This window comes from Gluconacetobacter diazotrophicus PA1 5, from assembly GCF_000021325.1.
Taxonomy (GTDB): domain Bacteria; phylum Pseudomonadota; class Alphaproteobacteria; order Acetobacterales; family Acetobacteraceae; genus Gluconacetobacter; species Gluconacetobacter diazotrophicus.
In genome coordinates this window covers 2,682,711-2,705,879 of sequence record NC_011365.1, presented here as the reverse complement: position 1 = coordinate 2,705,879, position 23,169 = coordinate 2,682,711, and the positions used below count along the sequence as shown (strand labels likewise).

Annotated in this window: 26 protein-coding genes and 4 pseudogenes; 16 read left to right on the top strand and 14 right to left on the bottom strand. The window is 60.8% G+C overall.

All coding sequences use genetic code 11. The annotated features are described in order from the left end of the window. The first annotated feature begins 21 nt into the window (after window positions 1-21). From GDIA_RS12335 to GDIA_RS18680, 3 genes are all read left to right on the top strand, one after another. Window positions 22-225 (top strand): hypothetical protein, encoded by a 204-nt coding sequence (locus tag GDIA_RS12335; RefSeq protein ID WP_043458940.1) that lies wholly within the window; start codon window positions 22-24, stop codon window positions 223-225. Between the two features lie 107 nt (window positions 226-332). Beyond that, a complete protein-coding gene (locus GDIA_RS12330; protein WP_012554322.1) occupies window positions 333-743 on the top strand; it encodes a hypothetical protein in 411 nt (136 codons plus the stop codon). Between the two features lie 162 nt (window positions 744-905). Beyond that, window positions 906-1,649 carry a hypothetical protein gene (locus tag GDIA_RS18680; protein ID WP_244410092.1) on the top strand — a complete coding sequence of 248 codons (744 nt, stop codon included), beginning with the start codon at window positions 906-908 and terminating at the stop codon, window positions 1,647-1,649. Here GDIA_RS18680 and GDIA_RS12325 read toward each other — a convergent pair. Beyond that, window positions 1,575-2,357: a hypothetical protein gene (locus tag GDIA_RS12325; protein WP_012554320.1), complete on the bottom strand. Its 783-nt coding sequence runs from the start codon at window positions 2,355-2,357 to the stop codon at window positions 1,575-1,577. The two genes, GDIA_RS18680 and GDIA_RS12325, sit on opposite strands and share 75 nt — an antisense overlap. Before the next feature lie 433 nt (window positions 2,358-2,790). Here GDIA_RS12325 and GDIA_RS12320 point away from each other — a divergent pair, with 433 nt between their 5' ends. The 8 genes from GDIA_RS12320 (at window position 2,791) to GDIA_RS12295 (ending at window position 8,186) form a co-directional block, all read left to right on the top strand. Beyond that, window positions 2,791-3,708, top strand: coding sequence for a phage tail protein (locus tag GDIA_RS12320; protein ID WP_244410090.1), 918 nt, complete (start codon window positions 2,791-2,793; stop codon window positions 3,706-3,708). Then, window positions 3,705-4,157, top strand: a complete 453-nt coding sequence (locus tag GDIA_RS12315; RefSeq protein WP_012554318.1) for a hypothetical protein — start codon at window positions 3,705-3,707, stop codon at window positions 4,155-4,157. Before GDIA_RS12320 ends, GDIA_RS12315 begins: the two co-directional genes overlap by 4 nt. After that, window positions 4,154-4,639 carry a hypothetical protein gene (locus tag GDIA_RS12310; RefSeq protein WP_012554317.1) on the top strand — a complete coding sequence of 162 codons (486 nt, stop codon included), beginning with the start codon at window positions 4,154-4,156 and terminating at the stop codon, window positions 4,637-4,639. The genes GDIA_RS12315 and GDIA_RS12310 overlap by 4 nt, the downstream gene beginning before the upstream one ends. Before the next feature lie 8 nt (window positions 4,640-4,647). Next, window positions 4,648-5,244, top strand: coding sequence for a hypothetical protein (locus GDIA_RS19695; protein ID WP_012554316.1), 597 nt, complete (start codon window positions 4,648-4,650; stop codon window positions 5,242-5,244). 3 nt (window positions 5,245-5,247) lie between these two features. Then, the gene (locus GDIA_RS12300) at window positions 5,248-5,448 is read left to right on the top strand and encodes a hypothetical protein (RefSeq protein ID WP_012554315.1); all 201 of its coding nucleotides are present in this window, start codon (window positions 5,248-5,250) and stop codon (window positions 5,446-5,448) included. Window positions 5,449-6,008: 560 nt separating this feature from the next. Beyond that, on the top strand, window positions 6,009-6,227 hold the full coding sequence (locus GDIA_RS19925; RefSeq protein ID WP_407635492.1) for a DNA methyltransferase: 219 nt from the start codon (window positions 6,009-6,011) through the stop codon (window positions 6,225-6,227). A gap of 1 nt (window position 6,228) precedes the next feature. Further along, window positions 6,229-6,372 carry a hypothetical protein gene (locus tag GDIA_RS19220; protein ID WP_012554314.1) on the top strand — a complete coding sequence of 48 codons (144 nt, stop codon included), beginning with the start codon at window positions 6,229-6,231 and terminating at the stop codon, window positions 6,370-6,372. Between the two features lie 644 nt (window positions 6,373-7,016). Then, window positions 7,017-8,186: a site-specific integrase gene (locus tag GDIA_RS12295; protein ID WP_012554313.1), complete on the top strand. Its 1,170-nt coding sequence runs from the start codon at window positions 7,017-7,019 to the stop codon at window positions 8,184-8,186. Window positions 8,187-8,600: 414 nt separating this feature from the next. Here the strand turns inward: GDIA_RS12295 and GDIA_RS18665 are convergent. The 3 genes and pseudogenes from GDIA_RS18665 to GDIA_RS12285 form a co-directional block, all read right to left on the bottom strand. Then, window positions 8,601-8,789, bottom strand: a pseudogene (locus tag GDIA_RS18665) (integrase core domain-containing protein); the annotation flags it as partial. Window positions 8,790-8,835: 46 nt separating this feature from the next. After that, window positions 8,836-10,062 (bottom strand): IS256 family transposase, encoded by a 1,227-nt coding sequence (locus GDIA_RS12290; RefSeq protein WP_012554312.1) that lies wholly within the window; start codon window positions 10,060-10,062, stop codon window positions 8,836-8,838. A 50-nt stretch (window positions 10,063-10,112) separates the two neighbouring features. Continuing rightward, a pseudogene (locus GDIA_RS12285) lies at window positions 10,113-11,122 on the bottom strand (IS3 family transposase); the annotation flags it as partial. Between the two features lie 31 nt (window positions 11,123-11,153). On the opposite strand from GDIA_RS12285, the gene GDIA_RS12270 reads away from it, so the two are divergent. Next, a protein-coding gene (locus tag GDIA_RS12270; RefSeq protein WP_157864127.1) for an IS3-like element ISGdi11 family transposase occupies window positions 11,154-12,271 on the top strand; the annotation gives its coding sequence in 2 pieces (ribosomal slippage) (window positions 11,154-11,406 and window positions 11,406-12,271; 1,119 coding nt in all). A 397-nt stretch (window positions 12,272-12,668) separates the two neighbouring features. On the opposite strand, the gene GDIA_RS12265 is transcribed toward GDIA_RS12270, so the two are convergent. Next, on the bottom strand, window positions 12,669-13,028 hold the full coding sequence (locus tag GDIA_RS12265; RefSeq protein ID WP_012554309.1) for a hypothetical protein: 360 nt from the start codon (window positions 13,026-13,028) through the stop codon (window positions 12,669-12,671). Beyond that, a complete protein-coding gene (locus tag GDIA_RS19215) occupies window positions 13,021-13,317 on the bottom strand; it encodes a hypothetical protein (protein WP_144880585.1) in 297 nt (98 codons plus the stop codon). Before GDIA_RS19215 ends, GDIA_RS12265 begins: the two co-directional genes overlap by 8 nt. Before the next feature lie 384 nt (window positions 13,318-13,701). Between GDIA_RS19215 and GDIA_RS12260 the strand changes: the two genes are divergently transcribed. Further along, window positions 13,702-13,884, top strand: a complete 183-nt coding sequence (locus tag GDIA_RS12260) for a hypothetical protein (protein WP_012554308.1) — start codon at window positions 13,702-13,704, stop codon at window positions 13,882-13,884. A 68-nt stretch (window positions 13,885-13,952) separates the two neighbouring features. After that, window positions 13,953-14,174 carry a DUF5681 domain-containing protein gene (locus GDIA_RS19920; RefSeq protein ID WP_390614219.1) on the top strand — a complete coding sequence of 74 codons (222 nt, stop codon included), beginning with the start codon at window positions 13,953-13,955 and terminating at the stop codon, window positions 14,172-14,174. A 29-nt stretch (window positions 14,175-14,203) separates the two neighbouring features. On the opposite strand, the gene GDIA_RS12255 is transcribed toward GDIA_RS19920, so the two are convergent. The 5 genes and pseudogenes from GDIA_RS12255 to GDIA_RS12235 all read right to left on the bottom strand — a co-directional run. Beyond that, complete coding sequence (locus GDIA_RS12255) at window positions 14,204-15,262, bottom strand: IS481-like element ISGdi10 family transposase (protein WP_012222646.1); 1,059 nt, start codon at window positions 15,260-15,262, stop codon at window positions 14,204-14,206. Window positions 15,263-15,970: 708 nt separating this feature from the next. Continuing rightward, window positions 15,971-16,258: a HigA family addiction module antitoxin gene (locus GDIA_RS12250; RefSeq protein ID WP_012222675.1), complete on the bottom strand. Its 288-nt coding sequence runs from the start codon at window positions 16,256-16,258 to the stop codon at window positions 15,971-15,973. 1 nt (window position 16,259) lies between these two features. Continuing rightward, complete coding sequence (locus GDIA_RS12245; RefSeq protein ID WP_012222673.1) at window positions 16,260-16,550, bottom strand: type II toxin-antitoxin system RelE/ParE family toxin; 291 nt, start codon at window positions 16,548-16,550, stop codon at window positions 16,260-16,262. A gap of 111 nt (window positions 16,551-16,661) precedes the next feature. Continuing rightward, window positions 16,662-17,510, bottom strand: a complete 849-nt coding sequence (locus tag GDIA_RS12240) for a hypothetical protein (RefSeq protein WP_012554306.1) — start codon at window positions 17,508-17,510, stop codon at window positions 16,662-16,664. A 58-nt stretch (window positions 17,511-17,568) separates the two neighbouring features. Beyond that, window positions 17,569-17,940 (bottom strand): annotated as a pseudogene (locus GDIA_RS12235) (transposase); the annotation flags it as partial. A gap of 57 nt (window positions 17,941-17,997) precedes the next feature. Here GDIA_RS12235 and GDIA_RS12230 point away from each other — a divergent pair. Further along, a complete protein-coding gene (locus tag GDIA_RS12230) occupies window positions 17,998-18,990 on the top strand; it encodes an IS481-like element ISGdi9 family transposase (RefSeq protein WP_012554305.1) in 993 nt (330 codons plus the stop codon). Here GDIA_RS12230 and GDIA_RS18660 read toward each other — a convergent pair. Beyond that, a pseudogene (locus GDIA_RS18660) lies at window positions 18,985-19,676 on the bottom strand (IS630-like element ISGdi4 family transposase); the annotation flags it as partial. The gene GDIA_RS12230 and the pseudogene GDIA_RS18660 overlap by 6 nt on opposite strands. Window positions 19,677-20,194: 518 nt before the next feature. Further along, window positions 20,195-21,283, bottom strand: coding sequence for an IS110-like element ISGdi15 family transposase (locus GDIA_RS12220; protein ID WP_012222184.1), 1,089 nt, complete (start codon window positions 21,281-21,283; stop codon window positions 20,195-20,197). 280 nt (window positions 21,284-21,563) lie between these two features. On the opposite strand from GDIA_RS12220, the gene GDIA_RS12215 reads away from it, so the two are divergent. Continuing rightward, the gene (locus GDIA_RS12215) at window positions 21,564-22,094 is read left to right on the top strand and encodes an RcnB family protein (protein ID WP_012222669.1); all 531 of its coding nucleotides are present in this window, start codon (window positions 21,564-21,566) and stop codon (window positions 22,092-22,094) included. Window positions 22,095-22,148: 54 nt separating this feature from the next. Here GDIA_RS12215 and GDIA_RS12210 read toward each other — a convergent pair whose 3' ends face one another. Then, complete coding sequence (locus GDIA_RS12210) at window positions 22,149-23,162, bottom strand: Gfo/Idh/MocA family protein (protein ID WP_012554304.1); 1,014 nt, start codon at window positions 23,160-23,162, stop codon at window positions 22,149-22,151. Window positions 23,163-23,169: the final 7 nt, after the last annotated feature.

Here is a 23,169-nt window from a genome sequence, read left to right as displayed (position 1 = left end):
GCTCCGTGCTACGGTGCCCCCATGAGCGAAGACCCGACCAGCCTGATCCTTGAGCACCTGAAGGCGATCCGCGCTGAGCAGAGCCAGCACCGGACGCTATTGCTCCATCATGGCGAACTCCTGCGCCGGGTCGAGAGGCGCATTGCCGAGGTCGAGCGGCGTATCGAGGAAACGAAAGACGACCTTCGCCCAACGGCTCCAACCATGGTAATGCGAATCCATTAGTTAAGTGGAGTTAGGCAGTGCGGCGATCAGTTGTGTTGGCTGGAGTGGTTCTTCTGGCAGGATGCTCTCATCCGGGGCCAGATATCGAAGGAGCCAACAATAGGCGCATGACCGCTTACGATATGTGTCGCGATCAATATCCGGCCCAGCGCGGAATCTACATCGTACGCGCCTACTGCATGGATGCTGCCGATTATAAATGGGCGACCGAACTCAATTACAATTTGAAGTCGATCGACGAAATCACCGATACCCGCGATTTGATTGCTCAGAGACGCGAGGAAGGAAAGATCTCCGAGGCGGAGGCCTTCAATCTCTTTGCCAAGGCCGTCGCCAAGGGAATGGCCGTGAACCATGCGGAAGTGGTTGCCGAGAACAAGGAAGAGGCCAGGCGATCCGCGGATCGATGGGCCCGTATGTGGTCGGCACTCGCCGTCGCCAATGCCATCCAGGCGCCGCGCAACGTCCAGGTGCACACGAACTGCTATTCGGCTGGCGGGTTCACAAGCTGCAATTAAATTTCCCCACTGATCCGATTAGCGAATCCCCCAAATATCATACAAAAAGCCTACAAGATGGAACTTCTAATAGGACACGACGGAAGAATTTGGTATCCATACACAAATGAATTCAGGAACTATATCGGTTATCTCGGGAATGACTGCGATATAGTTTCGTATATGATCAGGAATCTTGGATTTGCGGCCATAGCGACGTTTCCGCGCTATACACGCATCCGTTTCCAGCCGGCGCTGTTTCCGAAACAGTGCCTCCAAACCGTACTCGAGATCATCCTTCATCAAGGGTTTCCGAATATCCTCCTCGAACGCATTGGAACGATGCATGCTCCACTGGAGGTAATAAGAAACCTCAATGATGCTGTCGCTCGCCTCAATGCGCTTCAGGTAGCAACTCCCGATGAAAATGAGATGACAGGCACGCCTAATATTATCGGTCTGTCCTTGGGGCGGCTTCAAGATCCGAAACGCGCCGACCTACGAATGGCATTTGAAATTTGGAAGGAAGCGAACCGCTATGTCACCACGCGGAACGTAGCCCGCATTGCCGATAATCCCGCATTTGGGGGTGGAGCTGTGGCATGGATGCCAGGACGAGACCGATGCCTGATCGAGACATGGCCACAGACCTACAACTTATATAGTGATTACCATCATGAAGATCTCCTTGGCCGTGACGTCCGAGATCTGCCTGATGCAGGCTATATCCTGCCGACCACGCGCAGCTATTTTACTGCTGCCCACGACCAAGCTCCGCGCCTGGAACTCATCGAGGCGCTGATGACGCGCCTCGATGGTTCCCAGTTTTGGTGTCGCTATGAGCGACTGATTTTACCGTGGCGGACCAGCGCGGCGGATACTTTCGTCTGCTCTGTACCGTTGGTCAGGCTGGTTCGGAGTTGCTAGATTCTCCAGCACATGATTGGTCAGAACATCCGGAGTTTCCCAACTCAGAATGCATTCGAAAGTGCGCCACGCTCCGATGATTTTCATGCCCGGCTGTACGGGGGGATTTCCATAGAGCGGCAGCAGGGTGCGCGCCAATGGTCCAGCCTCGATCATGCCAATGGCGAAATCAGGGTTCCAGACCGCCAGAGAGATGCTTCGCATCATGGCGACAGTCAGGATAGGCAGCCGCTTACGTCGAAAGTTAGGGTGGCACCAAAGGCCCCCGGCGAATACGACACGTCCGCCAATTTCGGAAGCCATGGGGGCATCCGCGACCCATTTCTCGCTCGGGTCCATCTGGGTTTCCGGATCACGATAGGCAAAGCGGCCCGACTCCCATTCCTCATGCAACGTGCTTGTCGGCCAGTCATAGCGGCGCAGGATCAACGTCACTGCCGCCTCTCCGTCGGCTTGTCCCTCGATATAGATGACGTTATTCATGCTGATGTCCGATAGTTCAGGATCATAGATGGGAGACAGCGGCTCCCACGTGTCCTGGTTCCGCCGGTTTACTTCGACTAGGCGGTCGAAATCACGCCCCATATACCACGATATGCCCAACCGCCGCGCAGACTCTGAAAGTTGCAGAAAGTATCGACCAAGTTCCATTTTCGGACCATGATTGATCTCAATCGCGTCCAAGAAGGGACGGAGTTGCGTTCCCATATAAGTAATATCCCTATTGGGCGAGATTGCCCGAGGAATTTATTACTTATTTCCTAAAATAATGATTTGATCTGGTTAATTTGTTATTCTATTATTTCTCAATAATATATACGGCGCACATTGATTAGTTAATAATTAGTAAATTTTGCTGTTTTTAAAAGATTAATTGGATGACATCGGAACTTCCTGTATCCATTCCGGGCGCGGTTAGTGCGACAAACATCAATGTAGTTGTGCAATATTTCGTTTATCTCATGGGAGGATGCCGGAGGTGCTGCTGGTGCAGGTTCGGTACCACGCATCCCCGCCCCAGTGTCGGGCTGGCCGTTTTACCTTCTTGCGTCGGAATCCCATCATCGGGTACACACGAACCATCAGGGCATAGGCATCGCCCGACCATCTGTGTCGTCCGTCCGCGTCTGGCGCGGCGGCGGTGGGGTTCGATGCCGTGGCTGCTTCCCGTTTTGTCTGGCCCAACAGTTTCAGCGTGGACGCGACTGGCGTGCCGCGCGCGGGTGCGCAACTGTTCTTCTACCAGACCGGAACGACGACGCCGCAGGCGACCTATGCGGACGCTGCGCTGTCGGTGCCCAACACGAACCCCGTCATTGCCGACGAAAACGGGCAGTTCGGAAACATCTTCCTGCTGGGGGCACCGGCCTACGCCGTGGTGCTGGAGGACGCGAACGGCGATCAGATCTGGACGATGGACCCGGTCGGCCCAGGCGCCGCTTCTGGCGTGGCGGGTTCAGTCCCCGTAGGGTTGGTCGCGGACTTCGCTGGGGGTACCGCACCTGCCGGATGGATGCTCTGCTACGGCCAGGCGATCAGCCGCGCGACCTATGCCGCGCTGTTCGCCGTCATCGACACCACGTTCGGGGCCGGGGACGGGGCGACCACGTTCGGGCTTCCGGACCTGCGCGGCCGGGTGGCGGCGGGCGTCGACAACATGGGCGGGACGGCCGCCAACTTGTTGACGATGGCAGGATCGAGCGTCAACGGAGTGGCCCTCGGCGCCTCTGGTGGCAGTCAGATAATGGCGTCGCATACCCACACTGTGACCGATCCGGGCCACACCCACACCGTGACCGATCCGGGCCACGAGCACGCGCCGAACAGTGGCTCCGGTTTCGTCGTCCCTCAAGGGTCCGGTGGCACTATTGTCACCTTCGACGGCGGCAGCTTGACGCCGGAACACGCCACCGAAACGACGTCTGTCGATACTACCGGGGTCACGCTTGAAACCGCGACGGCCGGCATCACCGTGGGCTCCACGGGGACGGGCACCAGCCAGAACGTGCAGCCCACGGTGATGCTGAACAAGATCATCTACACGGGGGTCGGTGGATGAGCACGACCTTCGCGCTCCAGGACGAAAGCATGACGGAAACCGCCGTTCTCGACCCCGCCGAGGCGTCGGAGATGATTCGCGATCACAACAGGCGTCTCGGCCGGTTGGAAGCCGGACAGCAGGCTACAATGGTCAAGTTGGCCGAGATCTCGGCCGAGGGTCGCACAAGAGGCGAGCACCAGGACCGGCGCGCGGACCGGGACGCGCAGGAGACACGACAGGCGATCACAGACCTGCGCGCTGAGATCCGGTCCGTTGTCGCTGAAGCGACCGAACCGTTAGCCCAGCAGCAGCAAACCTCCATCGAGCAGAATGCGCAGATCGCCGGCGGCCTGAAGTTGGTTCGCAACATCTGTGTGGGGATCGGCGGCATCGTGTCGGCGCTGCTGGGATGGCAGCCGCTATCGCTCTGGCTGCAGCACGCGCTGCATCTGAGTGTCGGTCCATGATCTCCCCCCTCGCCGACATCAAGCGCAACATCGTCGCGCCCGTCGTGCTGGACCTGGACATCCCGGGCGACGAGTTCGCACGCATCCAGTTGATGACCGGAATCGGCAATGCCGAGACCGGATACCGGACGCGGCGCCAAGTTGACGGCCCGGCGCTGGGGTTCTGGCAGGTCGAGCCCGCGACCCACGACGACCTGTGGCGCAACTGGCTGGCGTATCGCCCGGCGCTGGCCGAGGTCGCGCGGACCTACCTGCCGGCGCAGTTCGAGGACCGGCTGGATGCCCAGGCGCTAGTCCTGAGCGACCGCTACGCCGCGTGCATCGCTGCGCTGGTGTTCTACCGGTCGCCCGTTCCTCTTCCGGCTCGCGGCAACGCGCGCGCCCAGTGCGCCGCGTGGAAGCAGGCATACAACACCGCTGCCGGCGCCGGAGCGGTTGACCTCCAACACATCGCGCTCTTCCAAGCCGCGATCAACGCATAGGACGAACCATGGACCCCACCACTCTGCTGGCGTCGGTGATCGGCGCCATTCCCGCTCAATACCTGATCTATCTGGCGGCCCTCTGCGGCGTGTGCGCGGCGATCATGCCGTGGCTGCCCGTGCCAGCGAGCAAGACGAGCGCCTATGGCCGACTGTATGTCGTGCTGAACATCGCGGCGCAGAACTTCCGCAACGTGGCGAACCGGGCGCAGCCGGCCGATGCGACGGCCACCAAGTCGAGCATCGCTCCGGTGCTGCTGGTCGGCGTCGGCCTGTCGTGCGCGCTCTCGGCCTGCGCCGACAGCCAGACCAACCTGCGCAAGGCGGCCTACGACACCATGAGCGCCTATCACCTGGCCGAGACCGGCGCCCAGGCCTACCTGGCGACCGGGACCGCCGACCCGACCGTGAAGGCCGACATCAAGACGGCCTCGGCCGCCGCGCTGGTTCCGATCACCGCGCTGAACACGTCGATCCAGGCCAACAGCACGCTGACGGAGACGAGCGTCTCGACCGCCGAAAGCGCGCTGGCGACGCTGCAGAACGCGCTGTCGAAGGCCCAGGCTCCGGCCACCACCACCACCTCCAGCACGACGGGAAACTGACCCATGGATGAAGCCATGATCGCGGCCCTGGTATCGGCCAGCGGAACCATCATCGCCCTGGTCGAGAAATACGGCCCCGAGGCCTGGACGACCATCAAAAACGCGGTGGAGAACACCACGTCCAGCACCGGCCCGACCGATGCCGACATCGCGGCGATCTACGCCAAGTGCCAGGCGGACAACGACGCCATCCAGGCGTCGTGATGGATAGCATGGTAGCCAATGATCGTGAGCACGTAACAAACGTCCACGTAGAGCGCATTGGCCTCGCCACGCTGTATCTCGGCATGTGGGAGGACGTGCCAAATCTTCCGCGTCCCGCAGCAATTATTTCTGATCCGCCATATGGACAGTCCGTGAAGACGAATATCCGTAGAAACGATCTTCGTCGGCCGCCTGGAGGTGGAGGCATCATACGCGACCGTCCGATCCCATATCCTGATGGAATCATAGGGGATACCGATCCATTCGATCCATCCCCGCTTTTGGGCCGCGCGGATATCGTCTTGCTATGGGGAGCGCACAAATTTGCCGACCGATTGCCGGCCGGCTCATGACTATGCTGGGACAAAGCTCCGACTGGGAAATTACGCTGTCAGGGTGACGGCGAAGCCGCGTGGCTCAGTGCTCCCGGCCGTCCGATGCGAATCTTTCGCCATCTCTGGGACGGCGTGTGCATAGCAGGGGGATATGAAACACGTGTTGAGAGGACTGGGCAATCGGGTCCGAGGCGCTCGCACCCAACGCAAAAACCCGTCGATCTCATGGCATGGGCGATCACCCAGGCGGCCGTGCCAGCCTGCGGCCTGATCTTCGATCCTTATATGGGCGCGGGCTCCACTGGCATTGCAGCAGTTCGGGCTGGGCATCCGTTTATTGGCGTCGAATGTGAGCCTGTCTATTTTGAGGCAGCATGCCGGCGCATCAGGCGGGCACAACAGGAACAGTATCAGGCGCACGATGCTCTGATCCAGGCGTCCTGACGTGACGGCCGGCACGCTGCACATCGTGCTGGCCTTTCTCCTGGGCGGTGCGTTCTTTCAGGCGCTGGCGGTCGCCATCATGGGCGCCCGGATCAAAGCGCGCCGCCAGGAGATCGAGGGCCGGATGGGCGAGCCGCTGCCCTGAACCTGTAAGCAATCCTGATGAGTTGCCGGGCTTCCACCGGCTGCGGCGACTCCGTCATGGCCCACCTCTGCCCCGTGTGCACCCGAGGACTTCGTGGGGAGCTTCAACGCTCTCGGGCCACGCACCCGCCAACTATCTGGATTGACCGGATAGTTGGGACCTCAAAACTGGTGCTGCGGGCCTAGGCATGCTCGGCACTCCGAGTGTCGTTGGCTGTCTCCGCTGGTTCCCAAATCCGTTTCACCGCTTGCGCGATGTGGGGCAGTGCCTTCCGCCGGTTGATTTTCCCGTCATGCGCGAGGCGCCGCAGCCCGCGCAGAATCGCACGGATGGGGGACGGGTACAAGGGGAAACGTCGATGTTCAGACGACCATCTACGCGTCACCCAATGACCGTTTTCCGCCGCCTATGCGTCTTTTATAACCGTGGATAAACTGCATTAACCATCTGGAATCACAGAATAGTCGTAGCCCTCTCACGGCGGCAACAGGGGTTCGAATCCCCTATGGGACGCCACTCAATTTCTCGCAGTTTTCTGCGGGTTGTAGCTGGCAAAAGCGAAATCCTGATTTTCCAAATGTTGGATTTTGAGCCATTCCTGAGCCAAGCGGGAAAATATGGCTCTTTGCTATCAGGGGCTTCGCATGGGCGAAACAGACAAGTCAGGAAACGACCCGGTTACGGGTAAGCCACTTCCCAAGGGAGTCTGGTATCGCGGTCCCGGCCAGTATCAGGCCCGCAAGATGGTCGATGGCAAGCGCCTGCGAAAGACGTTTGCCTCATCGGCCCTGGCTCGACGGTGGCTCAGCGAGAAGCGTGCGGAGGTTGACCTTCGCCAGTTCAAGGACACCTCCGCTATCGACCGGCTGCCCATCCGGCAATTGGTGGAACGCTATCGCGACGAATGCATGGCCCATCGTGAAGCTGACAGGACAGGCCATATCCCGGCCCTGCTGGATGACCCGGTGGTCGGTGTCATGGTCGGCAAGTGGATGCCTGCCGATGTCAGGGCGTTCAGGGACCGGATGCTGGCGGACGGGTATGCGCCCGCCACGGTGGTCAAACGCCTGAACCTGCTGGCCAGCATCATCCAGCACGCCATCAGCGAGTGGGATATCCATACCGTCAATCATGCATCTGGCAGGGTCGTGAAACGACCGGCTGGTGCGGACAAAAAACGCAATCGCAGGCTTTCGAGCAAGACTGGTTTCAACGTCAACAGCAATAAAACCGAAAACGAACAGGGCAAGACGGAATACGAACGTCTCATCGGGGCCATGCTCACCTCTTGTCATTCCGATGATGTCTGGCTCGTCAGATGGTCCATCGAGCAGGCCTGTCGGTTGGCTGAATCGCTGTCCTTGCGATGGAAAGATATCGATTTCGAGCAGAAGACAATTTCTCTGGAAAGGGTCAAGAATGAGAGGCACAGGGAAGAACTTGGTGACGAAAAGAGGCCCCTGACACCCGGCGCCCGAAGGGTATTGCTGAAGAAACTGGAGGAGATGCCGGAACCGCCCTCGGCAACGGACAAGCTGTTCAGTGTTGGAAATGAAAAAGCTTTCTCCGTTCGCTACGGACGGTTGACCAAGAAAGCAGCCCTCAAGGACCTAACGTTTCACGATTTGCGTCACGAAGCGACATCACGTCTGGCCCGCTATCTGAGCAACCCGCTGGACCTGATGCGTGTGACCGGCCATCGCGACTTGAAATCTCTCGACAGATATTACCAGCCCATTCTCGCGGAACTTGCCGACAAGATTGAGGAGCAGGAACGCCTTGTCGGGATGCTCTATGAAGGAATGGAGCAATAATCGCTCATCGCAACAAAACTGCATAACCATCTGCTATACTTCCTTCTCATGGCTGGAAAACATCCCGGACACCAGCCACGAGAAGGAAATTGCGATGCGTTTACTCAACACGACCATTATACACCATCACACGCCTCTCCGAGATTGTTGCGGGGATTGCGTAGGACGATGTGCGATATGAACAGATAGAGAATTACATACGAACTGACAGACCCGACATCTGGCGCAGGCTTCTGCCCCTCCATGTCTTCTACAAGAACGTCATCACCCGAAAAACAGCAGAAAACTGCGACTTTCTTGCCTGCTACGGAGAGGCCGAACAGGTCGCCATGGAGGTCGTGGAATGGGTTGAAAAGAGGTGGACCCATTCCTTCGGACAGTGTCGCGGGCCTGATAAGCTATAGCCGGTCGTTGTCATGCCGCCATTTTGACGGCGTTGCTGGTAGCCACTGGGTTCGGGGTTAACCCCGAACCCAGTGGCGTCGGCGCGTCATGATACGCCTCATCGGGCGTGCGTCCAGCCAAAGCCGAATGAGGACGCTGCCCGTTGTAATGCGCGATCCATGAAGTGAGCCCGGCCCGTAGCTCCGATCCGGTCTCAAAGGGACTGTCAGGAATTTCGTGTGCGATGCGTTGTTCACGTTGTTGATCAGACGGTGGCGCGGGCGAAGCGGTCACCGAAGAGAATGGCGAACTGTGCCTTTGCCATGGACCATTCCCTTGGCGGCATAGTCCATTCTTTCTCGGCCCGGTTCAAGGCCAGGAAGAGAAGCTTGAGGGCCGCGTCGTCATTGGGGAAATGCCCCCTGGCCCGGACGGCCCGCCTCAGTTTGGCGTTCAGCGCCTCTATGGCATTGGTGGTGTAGATCAATTTTCGGACTTCGGCGGGAAAGGCATAGAACGGAATGACCTCCTCCCAGGCCCGCTCCCAGGACTGGACGATCGCCACGTATTTCCGGCCCCAGGCGCTTTCGGCAAAGGCGGCCAGGGCAGCTTTGCCGGCCTCGGCGTCCACTGCCCGGTAGATATCCTTCAATGCCGTAGCCACGGATTTACGGTCTTTCCAGGCGACGAAATCCAGCGAATGACGCAGCAGATGAACGATGCAGGTTTGCACCAGGGCATCGGGGAAGACGGCACGGATGGCGTCCGGGAACCCCTTGAGCCCGTCGACCACGGCCAGCAGGATATCCTCGACGCCGCGATGGCGCAGTTCGTTCATGACGCGGAGCCAGAATTTGGCGCCCTCGTTCTGCTCGATCCACAGGCCGAGGACCTCCTTCGTGCCGTCGGCGCGCACGCCCAGGGCGATATGCACCGCCTTGTTGCGCACCACGCTTTCATCGCGGATCTTCACCCGCAGGGCATCGAAGAACACTACCGGATAGACCGCTTCCAGCGGCCGGTTCTGCCACGCGGCCACCTCGTCCAGCACGGCGTCGGTGATGACGCTGATCAGGTCCGGCGAGGCGTCCACCCCATAGATTTCAAGCAGATGACCCTGGATCTCCCGCACGCTCATCCCGCGCGCATACATCGAGATGATCCGGTCGTCGAAACCGGGAAACCGCCGCCGGTAGCGCGCGATCAGTTGCGGATCGAACGTTCCCGCCCGATCGCGCGGGATGTCCAGCCGTACCCGACCGGCATCCGTCAGCACCGTCTTCTGGCCGTAGCCGTTGCGGCAGTTCGGGCGACCAGCCACAGCCTCGCCGTCCAGATGGTGGTCCAGTTCGGCGTTGAGCAACCGCTCCGCCAGGGCTTTCTTCATGTCGCCCAGAAGGGCGTCCGCGTCCGACATGGTGCGGACCACGCGACCAGCCAGAACCTGGTCCAGTACGTCGTCAGGGATCGCAGGCTTCTTGCGTCGGGCCATGATGCTTCTCCTTCCTCAGCATCACACCAAACACACGAAATTCAGGATAGGCCCGTCTCAAACGCATGCAGGTAGACGCATTCGTATTTCAGAGAACGCCACAGGCGCTCGATGAACACGTTGTCCAGCCAGCGTCCGCGCCCGTCCATGCTGATGCGGGTCTGTCTTTTCTCCAGCACTTCCGTGAACTGGGGTGTCGTGAATTGCGAGCCTTGGTCCGTATTGAAGATCTCCGGTGCGCCATAGCGGATCAGAGCCTCCTGCAGCGCCTCGATGCAGAACTCGGCATCCATCGTGTTCGACAGCCGCCAGGACAGCACCTTGCGGGTCGCCCAGTCCATGATTGCAACCAGATACAGAAAGCCCTTCCGCATCGGGATGTAGGTGATATCCGAGCACCAGACCTGATTGGGGCGATCGATCACCAGATCCCGCAGCAAATAGGGATATTTCCGATGCGCCGGATGCGGCACGGTCGTGCGTGGCTTCTGGTAGATCACCCGCAGACCCATCGTCGCCATGAGCCGGCGAACGCGCTTGCGCCCGACATCATGTCCGAGACGGCAAAGATGCCGTGCCATTTGCCGTGACCCGTAATACGGCGTCTCCAGAAACTGCGCGTCGATCAACCGCATCAACGCAAGATTGGCGTCGCTCTCCGGTACCGGTCGGTAATAGACACTCGACCGGTTGAGCTGCAGCAGCGTGCACTGCCGCACCACCGACAACCGAGGCCGTTTCAGGTCGATCATTTGCCGCCTCTGAACACGCCCAACCGCACAGAGGCATCCCGCAAAAAATCCCGTTCCACCAGCAACTGCCCGATCTTGGCGTGCAGCTTCTCCACATCGGCAGGACTGGCCGCCGCCTCTGGCGTCTGCTTGCCAGAGAAGGTTGTCGCCATACCCTCGATCGCCTGGCGCTTCCATTGGGCGATCATCGTCTGGTGCACGCCGTGTTTCGACGCCAATTCCGCCAGCGTCTGGTCGCCCCGGATCGCCTCCAGCGCCACCCGCGACTTGAACTCACCCTGACCTTGCCCCCTGAAATGCCCTCGCATTGAAGTAAGGTCTGTCCACTGGAGACAGACGATGAAGAAAGCGCGATTTACGCAGGACCAGATTATCGGGGTCCTGAAAGAGCATCAGGCGGGCGCTACGGCTGCGGATCTGTGCCGCAAGCACGGGATCAGTGACGCGACCTTCTACACCTGGCGGTCGAAATACGGCGGGATGGAGGTGTCGGAAGCGCGGCGCCTCAAGGCTCTTGAAGAAGAGAACGCGAAGCTGAAGCGGCTTCTGGCGGAGAGCGTGATGGACGTCTCGACGCTGAAGGAACTACTGGCAAAAAACTCGTGACGCCCGGTTTGCGGCGGGAAGCCGTGACCTGGGCGATCCGGGAGAAAGAGTATTCGCAGCGACGGGCCTGCCGGCTGATCGGCATGGACCCGAAGACCTGGCGCTATGCGTCACGCCGCCCGGATGATGCCGCAGCGCGCGGGCGGCTGCGCGAACTGGCTGGGGAGCGACGGCGATTTGGCTACCGGCGACTGCATATCCTGCTCGGCCGGGAAGGAATGACGATGAACCACAAGAAGCTGTTCCGGCTGTATCGCGAAGAGGGGCTGTCGGTCCGCAAGCGTGGCGGCCGGAAACGGGCGCTGGGCACGCGCTCGCCGATGATGCTGCCCGACGGGCCGAACCAGCGCTGGAGCCTGGATTTCGTCTCGGATGCATTGAACAACGGACGGCGCTTCCGGGTGCTGACGGTGGTCGACGACTACACGCGCGAATGTCTGGCGCTGGTGGCGGACACCTCGTTATCAGGCGAACGCCTCGGTCGTGAACTCGACCGGATCGGCGAGCATCGCGGCTGGCCGCTGATGATCGTTAGCGACAATGGCACCGAGATGACATCGAACGCGATCCTGGCCTGGCAGCAGAAGCGATCGGTGCTGTGGCACTATATCGCACCGGGCAAGCCGCAGCAGAACGGGTTCGTCGAGAGCTTCAACGGCCGGTTCCGCGACGAATGCCTCAATGAGCATCTGTTCCGTAACATCGCCCACGCTCGGACGGTCATCGAGGACTGGCGGGCCGACTACAACGCCGTCAGGCCTCACACCAGCCTCAATGGCATGACGCCAGAGGCTTTCGCTCAACACGCCACCAAGGCATACAACAATACACAGACCCTAACTCAAAACTGAGGGCACGTTCGGGGCAGGGTCACGCTCCACCTCAGCCAGCGTCTTGTGGCCTGTGATCGCCGCAATCTGGTGCATCATGCATTCGGCTTCAGTCAGGCGACGGGCAGCGGCCTTGCGCAGTCCATGCGAGCTTAGGCCAGTGGGCATGTCGGCTGCCTGCACCTATTCCACGAAGTGGTTGTAAAACCCGTTCGGGTTGCAGGGTTTCGGCACCGCTTCGCGCGTCATCAGGAAGCGCGGGGCCTGCGGGCTAAATACGCCTCACCAGCTCAGAGAGGGGGTATGACCGGCTGCGTCACCGTCTCGCCGGTGACGTTGGCCGAGATGCGGCAGGCGCAGCGCATTATCCGCCGGAAACCCGGCCAGAGCCGGGTGCCTAACGTACCTGCGATACCGGTCAGGGATGAGTAAAATGCGCCACGACATCGTTCCAGCGCGCAGCCAGTGTAAGAATCGCTACGGCGAGCCCTACCATAATGGACATGCTTCGCGTTGTGGCCAATTTACCCGTGCGCTCTTCCAATACCGCCGTGCGCACCTCGATGGCATGCATGCTGTCCTTGGTCGCCATGGTCGTCTCAATACGGGTAAGCGTCACCTGTATGGCATTCAAGGTGTCCTTGATGCCGTCGAACTTACTCTCCAAGGCAGTGACGCGGCGATTCATATCCGAATCATGGGGAGGGCCGCCCCCGCCGTCAATGCCTGTTGTCCTGGGAACTCCGGGGAAAAGGCGCACATTGTTACTGTTAGCCATTCCCGTTTCCCTCGATAATTTCCCCCATGAATGTGTGGACAAACCCACAATTTGAGCAGGCCATTGCGTATGCTTCATAATATTTCGTGGGTGGATTTAGCAATATTACCGGATATTCATCTTTGTATCCAAGAATTACCATATCCTTTTCTCCACAGAAAACACATCCTCTATTAAGAAGATTCTTTTCTTTTAATTTTCCTGTCAAAATATCCAATCTTTTTTTGTCTAACTCGGTTCCTTCCTCAGAAACTACCTGACCTGAATCAGCGGAATTTTCACCAGGCATTCTTCACTCCTTCTTTTTGTAACCGCTATGCGATCCATGACACATCCACCTCCACACCCGCTGCCCGACGACATGACCTGACGTGGGGATCACAACCGTCGCGCGAACCAGACGACGCGACCGAGCGGCTTTCAGCTTACACCTGAGCCAGCACCCGCTCCACTGCCTGGGGCTCCGGTCTATCACCAGCAGAAGCGTCCTGGCAGCCTTCTCCGGTCGTCTCACGCCCTGCTCCCAATCCCGCACCGCGTTGCGGCTGAACCCATAGTGGTTGGCGAACGCCTCCCGCGTCAGGCCTATCTTCGCGGGAAGTTCGGAAGAGCGGTCTCTGTGCGTTGTTCGGGCGGGTGGATTACCCTCGGTTCGTCGGAGAGGGGAACAGAGATGAAACACTGGCTCGCCGTTGCCGCCCTCGCACTGGTCGTCGCCGGCTGCGCGGAGCGTCCACAGCACGAACACCGCGAAACGCCCGAGTGCATGAACTACCGGGCCATGATGACCGCGCCCATGGCGCCGGATGCAATGAAGCGGCTGCAGGCGCGGTGTGAGGCGTCGCGCATGCAGTAATCGCTGTTTTCCCTGCACAATTCCCTGATTTCCTTGCACGATGTCCGCCATGCACGATCGCCGGAAATATGCAAAGAGGGGCGCCGAACGTGCCTGATAACAGGCACCCTGAGGCGAAGGCCAACCGGGGACAGTTCAAGAAAGGCCAGAGCGGTAATCCCGGCGGCAAGCCGAAGGCGCTGCGTGAGGTGATCGAACTTGCGCGGGAGCATACCGAGCTTGCTGTTTCGCGCCTGGCCCACTGGGCAACGATGGCATCTCAACTTTGTAGAAGTTTGCACTTAATCTGACGGACGGCTTGAAGTGGCCGGCGTGGATGCTACGCGTTCATGTGGTGTTCGACGTGGCGCCCGATATCTTTTTCGCGGGCGTGGTGGGCTGCGTCAAGGAAGGTTTGCATCGGGGTTTTGCCGAAGCAGTATCGTCCCTGGTGGGTGCGATTGCGGTTGAAGTCATCCATCCATTCGTCGAGGTCTGCCTGGAGTTCGTGGATGCTGTCGTAGATCTTGCGGCGAAAAGTGACACGATAGAACTCGTCGAGCATGGTCTTGTGGAAGCGCTCGACGATGCCGTTGGTCTGCGGGCTGCGCGCCTTGGTGCGGGTATGGTCGATGTTCTCCACCGCCAGATAGAGTTCGTATTCATGGCGGTCATGAGAGCCGCAGAATTCGGTGCCCCGGTCGGTCAGCACGCGCTGGAGCGGGAGATCGTGCAGCTCGAAGAAGGGGATGACGCGGTCGTTGAGCAGGTCGGCAGCGGTAACCGGGGTCTTGCGGTCATAGAGCTTGGCGAAGCCGACCTTGCTGTAGGTATCGACGAAGGTCTGCTGGTAGACGCGACCGACGCCCTTCAGGGTGCCGACATAGAAGGTATCCTGGGCGCCGCAATAGCCGGGACATTCGGTCTCGAACTCGCCCCAGGCCTCCTTGTCGGCCTTGGCCTTCTCCAGGGCCGCAAGCTGGCTTTCGGTGAGGATCAGCCGTTCCTGGGCCATCTTGGCTTCGAGCGCCTTGAGGCGGAGCTTCATGGTAGCGAGGTCGTGGCGCAGCCAGATGCTGCGCACCCCGAAAGGAGAGACGGTGACGCCGCGCTTGAGCAGTTCGTTGGCCACGCGGGCCTGGCCCCAGGCCGGTTGTTCGATGGCGATCGCGACCACTGCTTCCTCAACCGCCGGCTCGACGCGGTTTTTCAGCAAGGGTTTGCGGCGGGAGAGTTCCTGGAGCGCGATTTCGCCGCCTTTGTCGTAGAGCTCCTTGAAGCGGTAGAAGCTGTCGCGCGAATACCCCATCATCTTGCAGGCCTGGGAGACGTTGCCCAGTTGCTTCGATAGTTCCAGCAGGCCAACTTTGGCGCGGATGATCTTCTGGTCACGGGTCATGAGGATATCCTCCGATGGCTGCGGCGGGGGCTGCGTCGCCCGGCCACTCCGCCCCCGCCGCAGCCCTGGTTGAGCTTCAGCAGACACCATCCGTCAGATTTAGTCGAGACTTCTACATCAACTTGATGTGCCGTGAAGATGGGGTGATATAGAGGCTGGACATTGGAGGACGCGTTCTGTGTCACCGGCCCCCCATCGGACGGCTTTACTGTCCGGAATTTTAATATTTGTGTCCCTGCTCGCGCTGGATGCGCTTGATTTGTGGCCACACTCGCTGCTGCGGGCCGGCCTTGTGGGCGGCGTCTGCTGGGTAGTTTCGTTATGGCTCTGCCGCCGGTTCAGCGCCCAGCGGCCCGACTGATCGCGCCTCCGGGCGGCTTTGACGTCGTCCGGATCAATGCGGATTCGTCCAATCAACGACGGCGACGAAGGCGAAGCAGAGCGAGCCCAGAGCTACAGGCACAAGCGAAGCTTTTCCCCAGCCCCCGCCATGAGGGACATAACAACAACGGATCGGACGCGAGGCGACTCTAAACAGCCACCTCAGACGCTTCGTTGAATCGCGCAGGCAGCGGTATGTCTCGGCGATTTCCAACATATCGCTTGGCGCCAGGGCGCATTTCACTTTCTTTTCCGCCATCTGCCTCGCGGCATCCGTCATCTTCTGGTTGCCGTAAGGAGTCCTGACTTTAGGCGTGCGGCCATCCGTCAGGCCGCGACCAGCCTGCGGACGCGCAATTCCCCTTCATGCTTGCGCGCCTGGGCCATGTCATGGGCCACCTGCATGCGCATCAACGTGTCGGCCTTCACGCCAAATGCCATTTCGAACCGAATCGCCATGTCAGCCGAAAGGCGACCCCGTCCATTCAGCAGTGCGCTGAGCGCCTGCCGCGACACGCCGAACTCCCCCGCCAGATCATTGATACGGATGCCGTTCGGCTCGACGACCTCGGTCTTGAGCCATTCGCCGACGTGAACCGCCAGGGACGGATGCATTTTAAGAGCCATGATAATCCTCCAGATCCATATCCTCGATCGCGCCCTGATCATTGACCCGAAACGTCAGGCGCCAATTCTTCGTCACGGTCATCGACCACGTTCCGATACGATCGCCGGTCAGAGGATGAAGACCGTAGTTCGGAGGCACTGAAAGTTCGTCCAGCGATGCCGCCGCATTGATGAAGGCCAGCATATTGCGCAGTCGGTCCACATCCCCGACCAGCCCCTTGGGATTTCCCTTCTCGAAGAACCGGCGCAGCCCTTTGTGGGCGATGCTTTCGATGTCCATGAACGTAAAGTGTTGCTTTACATCGGGCGTGTCAAGCGCTGCTTTACATATTGCCTGTGGCGAAACGGGCGCAGTTGCCGCATCCAGATCGCGAACCCTGCATTGAATAACTCAACAGGCCCGAACCAGCCTGACCAGTGGCACGGAAGTGACGAAGGTATCCGTAGCACTCGTGCGCCAGGGTAAAATCAGCCTTTCGTAGCGAGACCAGAATTTGGAGCCGTCGTCGCGTGTCACGAGTGCCTCGATCAGTTCCAGGCGCGGCGCCTGCTGCTGGGCTACCGTGAAATATCCGCGGGTGGTCGGGATGATATAGTCGCTGTCGGGCAGGTCCCTGACATCGCGGCCCAGGAGACTGTCACAGGAACGATCGCCATATGACCTGTAGCTCTGCGGCCATGATTCGATCAGGCAGCGATCCTGGCCCGGCATCCAGGCCACGCCGCCGCCCCCGAAGGCCGGGTTGGCGGTCATCCTGGCGATGTTCCGCGTGGTGGCATAGCGGTTTTGCTGCTTCCAGAGCTTCAATGCGGTGCGCAGGTCGGCGCGTTTCGGACCCTGAAGCCGGTCCAGGGACAGGCCGATGATGTTGGGCACGCGTGGCAGCCCGGTTTCGTCCGGCGCCGCGGCCCGCAGCGCGTGCAGGCGCGCAATGGCGTCATTGAGATTGCGTATGACTTCCAGCGGCGCAACCAGCGTGCCGACGCGTTCGAGGACGATGTTCCGGGGTGACTGGTATAGCAGGATCTGGATGACGGCCTGGAAGCACGACGCCGGGAAACATGCCGGCTGGAAGCGAATGCGCGTATAATGCGGAAATGTCGCCATGGCCGCGAATCCAAGATTCCGGATGGAATCCGAAACCATATCGTAATCACTGCGAAAGCATCCGATATATTTAAAAAATTCGTTACTATACGGATGCAGGATTTTTCCGTCGGGACTGATCAGTATTTCCATAAACCGTCACTTTGGCACTATATCAGGGTTTATAGAGCATTATACCAACTCCTGTTTGTTAAAACCCATGTGCCCATTGTCGTAGCCCGAGGGACATGATGCGCCAGGGCTGGTCGACGAGCTGGTTCCAGGCGTGGCAGCAGATATCGACGATGTCGTCGTAGGTGCGGAAGATCCGGTTCGACAGCCAGGTATTGCGCATGAACTGCCAGACGTTTTCCACCGGATTGAGTTCGGGCGAGCGTGGCGGGAGCGGCAGGATGGTGATGTTGGCGGGGATATCGAGTTTCGGGCTGGTATGCCACGCTGCCTGATCGACGATGAGGATAGCGTGAGCGCCCGGCGCTACGGCCTGCGAGATCTCGTCGAGATGCCGGTTCATGGCGTGGAGGTTGCACCAGGGCAGGACGAGGGCCGCTCCCTTGCCTAGCTGTTTGGTCCCGGGATTTGGTGGTGCATTATTTTCACATGAGTGGAAGGATGCGCTATGGGCCAGGTTCACCACGGAAGCGCCACGACGACAGCGGCAGTCCGTCGAGCGATACAACATAGTCAAGAGAGCCTGAGGGTTCTGACGAAACGCTACGGGATCAACCCGAAGACGGTCGCCAAATGGAAGGGGCGGACCGATACGTCGGATCGACGCACCGGTCCGAAGGTCGCATCCTCAACCATCCTGTCGACCGAAGAAGAAGCGATCGTTGTGGCCTTCCGTCGCCATACCCTGCTGCCTCTTGATGATTGCCTTTATGCGCTTCAGGCGACGATCCCGCATCTGACGCGATCTTCCCTGCACCGTTGTTTTCAGCGCCATGGGATCAGCCGCCTGCCCGAGACCGAAGGCGACAAACCAAAACGGTCGAAGTTCAAGAGTTATCCGATCGGCTATTTTCACATCGACATTGCTGAAGTCCGCACTGAAATGGGGCGCCTTTATCTTCTGGTGGCGATCGACCGGACCTCGAAATTCGCTTTTGTCCAATTGCACGAGAAAGCGACACGTCGCGTTGCCGGTGACTTCCTGCGTGCTCTGGCCGCTGCGGTTCCCTACCGCATCCATACCGTGCTGACCGATAACGGCACGCATTTTACCGATCCGGCCGGCAATGGATGGACACCCGAAGACATCAAGGCCATGCGGGCGGATGGTGTCCTGTTCCGGTGCCACTCTTTTGAACTGGCCTGTGCTGATCTCGATATCGAGCATCGACTGACAAAGCCGCGACATCCCTGGACGAATGGCCAGGTCGAGAGGATGAACCGCACGATCAAGGACGCCACCGTCAAGCGCTTCTACTACGAAACACATGACCAGTTGCGTCAACACCTCGCCGACTTCGTTACCGCCTACAATTTCGCCCGCAGGCTCAAGACCCTGCGCGGCCTCACTCCATATGAATTCATTTGTCAGCAGTGGGAAAAAGAACCATCACGGTTCATACATAATCCGCACCACCAAATCCCGGGACCAAACACCTAGCGCCGGACAGATCGCTCCGAAGATCCAGGCCGAACGTGTGCGCTGATCGGCAGGCGCGCGTGGACGGGTGCCGCGTCTGGCCCAGCGGCGCGTCAGCTTCGTTTTCTGGCCGACCCTCGCCTCGTCGCCCCACCAGAGTTCGATGGCCTTGCCGGGATGCCGGGCCCGGATCCCGGCCATGACGTCGGGGAAGCTTTTTTAAAAACGTCCTGGGCCTCGGGATCCTGGGCATGGTGCCGGGGGCGTCCCGTCAGAAGGCGGAAGTCGAGGCCCCGGATAACGGCGCTCAGCCGGCTGCGCGAAAGAGAGACGCCGAATTCCTCATAAAGCCATTGCCCCAGATCAGCCTGCCGCCAGCGCACCACCCCATGCACGGCAGCGATCGGGCCGTCCTCGATCCGGCGCATCAGCGCTTCCAACATGGCTGGTGTCAGGCGGGGAACGACACCGCCCCCATGATGATCCCGCACGCCATCCGGGCCCTCGGCGTTGAAACGCACCACCCAGTCCCGCACAATCTGCCGATCCGTCCCAGCCAGTCGTGCCGCGTCTCCGCGTGACGCACCATCGTAGATCGCCGCCAGCGCCAGAAGCCGACGCGCCTGGCCCGCATGCCTCGTTGTCCGCGCCAGAGCACGCAGTCCCGCCGCATCATAATCCTCACGCAACGCTAACGCCCCGCCCATTCGGATGCCTCCCGCCCGGTTCGGCATCCTGTGAATCACAGCTCGTTCCAGAACGATACCGTCAGGCAATCACATATGAGTCAGGGCGGACCGGAGTTGGTATTAATCCTGCCCTCTTAATCGGGCGGGTTTTTTGGTCAAGTTTTTCATTCTTCGTTTTCCTTTAGCTTCCTTTCACGATCACAGTTCTGCTCCTGGACTGGCATCTCGGCCCTGACTGAGGGTTCGTGGCACGCCGTGCACTCTTCCGCGCTCAGCGACGACTGATATGCCGCCCCATCCGTGGATGGGCGGCCGGCCTTTCGTCGTGGCGCATTTTGCCATCGGATTCACGGGGCAGCATCACAGGCACTCGAGCGGAGTCCCACGAGGCGTTCACCTGCGCGTGCTCCAGGCAAGATATCGTGCTTCCCGTCGTCCTCGACTGCACCCTTCCCCATCCGCCTTGGCGGATCTCCCTGTTCAGAACGCCGCGGTCATCCCGACACGCGGCGGAACATTCCTTTGCAGCTGGACACTCACGCGAGCGCCCGCGGCAATTTGCGGTTCTTGCAAGCGATATGACGGGCCCGCTCTTCGGGATCGACGGCCGGACCGCCGTCATAGACCGTTCCGTCGAGCCACATGGCATGCATGATCACGGCCATCTTGCGCGCCACGGCGACCGCCGCCTTGCGATGGCAGGACCGTTTCGCCAGTTCCAGGCCCCAGGTCCGCAGCTTGTCGCGCCCCTTGAAACGCGTCAGCAGGACCGACGCCGCTTCATAGAGGGACCGCCGCACCTCCGGATCGCCGGCCTTGCTGATGCGTCCCTGCACATCGATGCTGGTACCCGACTGCCAGCGCCGCGACGTCAGGCCGAAATACGCCGCGACGTCGCGCGAGCGCCGGAAGCGCGACGGATCGTCGATCGCCGTCATCACGCCAAGCGCGGTCACCGGCCCCACCCCCGGAATGGCCATGAACCGCCGGCACACCTCGTCACCCGCGACGATCCGCACCACCAGCTTGTGCAGCCGGGTATATTCTTCCCAGAGCACGGCCTTCGCCCGCAGCATCGCCTCCATGAGATCGCGGGTCAGCGCGTCCTGCGCCACGGCCTCGCGAACGGCGGTGTCGAAGCGCGCCCGCGAGACCGTGCCCAGGCGGATACCGAACGCCTTGAGCGAATGGCGGATCGTATTCTCGAGATCCATGAATTTGCGCTTGAGCGTGCTGCGCTGGGTCAGGATCAGACGCAGCCGATAGCTTGCTTCGCTCTTGATATGGGCCGTCCGGAACCAGCCGGTGCGCACGATATGCGCGATCCCCAGCGCGTCCGCCTTGTCGGTCTTGTTGCGCTGCGCCGACATCGCCGCCCGCACGTGTTTCGTCTCCAGGCAGACCGCCGGCAGGCCCAGCGCCAGCATCTCCGGATGCAGCCAGGGCGACAGGGAACCTGCCTCGTGACCCATACGGCGCAGGCGCGGCAGGAACGGCTTCACGGCATCCCTGAGCGCAGCCGGGTCCGTGGCCACCGTCGTTTCCAGATGCACGGTGCCCTGCTCGTCCACCACACAGACCGCCGTTTCGTCGATCGACACATCGAGACCGCAAAAGAATTCCATCGCACGCCTCCCGCGCTGCTGTTTCACCGCGGCAACTCTACCTTCTTTCCGGCCCGGGAGACCGCCAATCGACGACGACCGCTCAGGCCCGATTACGGCTGGCACCGGAAGAGCGCGGAACACGTATCGGCGCCCCGCCGTTGCCTGTGGGGGGCTTTCGGTGTCATCTGGCGGGAAGGGCTCGGGGCCGCATGGAAGAGCCTCCACCGTCTGTTACGAGTCCGGCCAATTTTCGCCACATCTGGAGAGGCTTAATGGTGTGGCAAGGAAAGAGATTTGGATGTCCATCAAGATGAACCGCTTCATGGCGCTTCTCATGGGTCTGGCCCTGGCGGTCGCGCCGGTTGTCGCGAACGCCCAGGGCGGGCCGGGAGGACATGACGGCGGTGGTCGCGACGGCGGTCACGGCGGCGAGGGCCCCCGAGGGGGTGGTCCGCGGGGTGGGCCGGGCGGCGGCGGCTTTCGTGGTGGCGATTTCCGTGGGGGCGGCGGCCCGCATGGTGGCCGGTGGCGCGCCGGGGACCGCTATAATGGCGGCGGCGTGTTCGTCGACAACTGGCGGGGGTACCACGGCCTGTACGCGCCCCCGCGCGGCTATCGCTGGATCAATTACGGCGGCGGCTTCCTGCTGGCCGCCATTGCGACGGGCGTGATCGCCAACGTCATCGCCGACGGGGCGTATGGCGGTGGATATGGCGCGGCCCCCGCGCCCTACCCGGCGGGAACCGCGTATCCGGCCTATGGCGCGTATCCGGGCGCGCCCGCGCCATACCCCGCCGCGCCCCCGCCGCCGCCGCCACCGGGGTACTGATTTCACGGATTCGGCGGGGTGCCTCGATCGGGGCGTCCCCGCCGAATCCGGGCATTACCGGCTGTAGAAGGCCGGTTTCGCGATCATCTCGATCGGTTCGATCCGCCCGCTTTCCTGCGCGCGGACGCAGGCATCGGCCGCGACGGAGGCCGCATAGCCCGCCCAGGAATCCGGGCCGGCCGGCGAGCCGGTGGAGGCCCGGTCGATGAAATCCTGGATTTCCGCGTCATAGGCGTCGATGAAGCGGTATTTCCAGTCCTTCATGATGTGGCGTGACAGTGTCTCGCCCGTCTTGACGGGAACGGCGGGCGGGTCCGGCAGGTTGGCCTGCCCCAGTTCGCCGACGACGGCGCACTGGATGTCGTAGCCGTACTGGCAGTTGACGAAGATTTCGACATCGATGCGGATGCCGCGCTTCGTTTCCAGCAGGGCGATCTGCGGGTCGCGCATGTGGGGCAGCGCCTTGCTGGTGCGGCGGGGGAAGATGACCTGCGCCGAGACGTATTCGCCATCCAGCAGCCAGCGATGCACGTCCAGTTCATGGACCAGCGTGTCGGTGATGGCCATCTCGGTCTTGTAGTTCGGCCCCACGCGCTGGTTGCGGTGCATGGCGTGGACCATCAGTACGTCGCCGATGGTGCCGTTATCCAGAATGGCCTTGAGGTCGAGATAGCCGGAATCATAACGCCGGTTGAAGCCGACCTGCACCAGCCGCCGGCCACGCGCCATTTCGGCTTCCATGATCCGCAGGCAGTCGGCCGCGTTGGTCGCCAGCGGCTTTTCGCAGAAGACGGGCTTGCCCGCCGCGATCGCGTCCAGCACGTATTCCGCGTGCGTGCCGCCCCAGGACGTGACCATGACGGCCTGCACGTCCGGCCGGGCGACCAGGTCGCGGGCGGTGTCGCATATCACCGCATCGGGTGCCCATTCCTGCGCCGCCCTGCGGGCATTGTCCGCATTGATGTCGTTCAGGGCGACGATCCTTCCGCCCGACAGGGCCCGGCTGACGCGCCTGATATGATCCTGGCCGATCGCGCCCGTACCGATCACGCCGATTCCGAGTGTCATGTGGCTT

Excerpts from the sequence above, each read along its gene's own strand:
- GDIA_RS12335 (WP_043458940.1), top strand. The coding sequence starts at position 22 with ATGAGCGAAGACCCGACCAGCCTGATCCTTGAGCACCTGAAGGCGATC.
- GDIA_RS12330 (WP_012554322.1), top strand. The coding sequence starts at position 333 with ATGACCGCTTACGATATGTGTCGCGATCAATATCCGGCCCAGCGCGGA.
- GDIA_RS18680 (WP_244410092.1), top strand. The coding sequence starts at position 906 with ATGATCAGGAATCTTGGATTTGCGGCCATAGCGACGTTTCCGCGCTAT.
- GDIA_RS12325 (WP_012554320.1), bottom strand. The coding sequence starts at position 2,357 with ATGGGAACGCAACTCCGTCCCTTCTTGGACGCGATTGAGATCAATCAT.
- GDIA_RS12315 (WP_012554318.1), top strand. The coding sequence starts at position 3,705 with ATGAGCACGACCTTCGCGCTCCAGGACGAAAGCATGACGGAAACCGCC.
- GDIA_RS12310 (WP_012554317.1), top strand. The coding sequence starts at position 4,154 with ATGATCTCCCCCCTCGCCGACATCAAGCGCAACATCGTCGCGCCCGTC.
- GDIA_RS19695 (WP_012554316.1), top strand. The coding sequence starts at position 4,648 with ATGGACCCCACCACTCTGCTGGCGTCGGTGATCGGCGCCATTCCCGCT.
- GDIA_RS12300 (WP_012554315.1), top strand. The coding sequence starts at position 5,248 with ATGGATGAAGCCATGATCGCGGCCCTGGTATCGGCCAGCGGAACCATC.
- GDIA_RS19925 (WP_407635492.1), top strand. The coding sequence starts at position 6,009 with ATGGCATGGGCGATCACCCAGGCGGCCGTGCCAGCCTGCGGCCTGATC.
- GDIA_RS12295 (WP_012554313.1), top strand. The coding sequence starts at position 7,017 with ATGGGCGAAACAGACAAGTCAGGAAACGACCCGGTTACGGGTAAGCCA.
- GDIA_RS12290 (WP_012554312.1), bottom strand. The coding sequence starts at position 10,062 with ATGGCCCGACGCAAGAAGCCTGCGATCCCTGACGACGTACTGGACCAG.
- GDIA_RS12265 (WP_012554309.1), bottom strand. The coding sequence starts at position 13,028 with ATGGCTAACAGTAACAATGTGCGCCTTTTCCCCGGAGTTCCCAGGACA.
- GDIA_RS19215 (WP_144880585.1), bottom strand. The coding sequence starts at position 13,317 with ATGCCTGGTGAAAATTCCGCTGATTCAGGTCAGGTAGTTTCTGAGGAA.
- GDIA_RS12260 (WP_012554308.1), top strand. The coding sequence starts at position 13,702 with ATGAAACACTGGCTCGCCGTTGCCGCCCTCGCACTGGTCGTCGCCGGC.
- GDIA_RS19920 (WP_390614219.1), top strand. The coding sequence starts at position 13,953 with ATGCAAAGAGGGGCGCCGAACGTGCCTGATAACAGGCACCCTGAGGCG.
- GDIA_RS12255 (WP_012222646.1), bottom strand. The coding sequence starts at position 15,262 with ATGACCCGTGACCAGAAGATCATCCGCGCCAAAGTTGGCCTGCTGGAA.
- GDIA_RS12250 (WP_012222675.1), bottom strand. The coding sequence starts at position 16,258 with ATGCATCCGTCCCTGGCGGTTCACGTCGGCGAATGGCTCAAGACCGAG.
- GDIA_RS12245 (WP_012222673.1), bottom strand. The coding sequence starts at position 16,550 with ATGGACATCGAAAGCATCGCCCACAAAGGGCTGCGCCGGTTCTTCGAG.
- GDIA_RS12240 (WP_012554306.1), bottom strand. The coding sequence starts at position 17,510 with ATGGAAATACTGATCAGTCCCGACGGAAAAATCCTGCATCCGTATAGT.
- GDIA_RS12230 (WP_012554305.1), top strand. The coding sequence starts at position 17,998 with ATGGGCCAGGTTCACCACGGAAGCGCCACGACGACAGCGGCAGTCCGT.
- GDIA_RS12220 (WP_012222184.1), bottom strand. The coding sequence starts at position 21,283 with ATGGAATTCTTTTGCGGTCTCGATGTGTCGATCGACGAAACGGCGGTC.
- GDIA_RS12215 (WP_012222669.1), top strand. The coding sequence starts at position 21,564 with ATGTCCATCAAGATGAACCGCTTCATGGCGCTTCTCATGGGTCTGGCC.
- GDIA_RS12210 (WP_012554304.1), bottom strand. The coding sequence starts at position 23,162 with ATGACACTCGGAATCGGCGTGATCGGTACGGGCGCGATCGGCCAGGAT.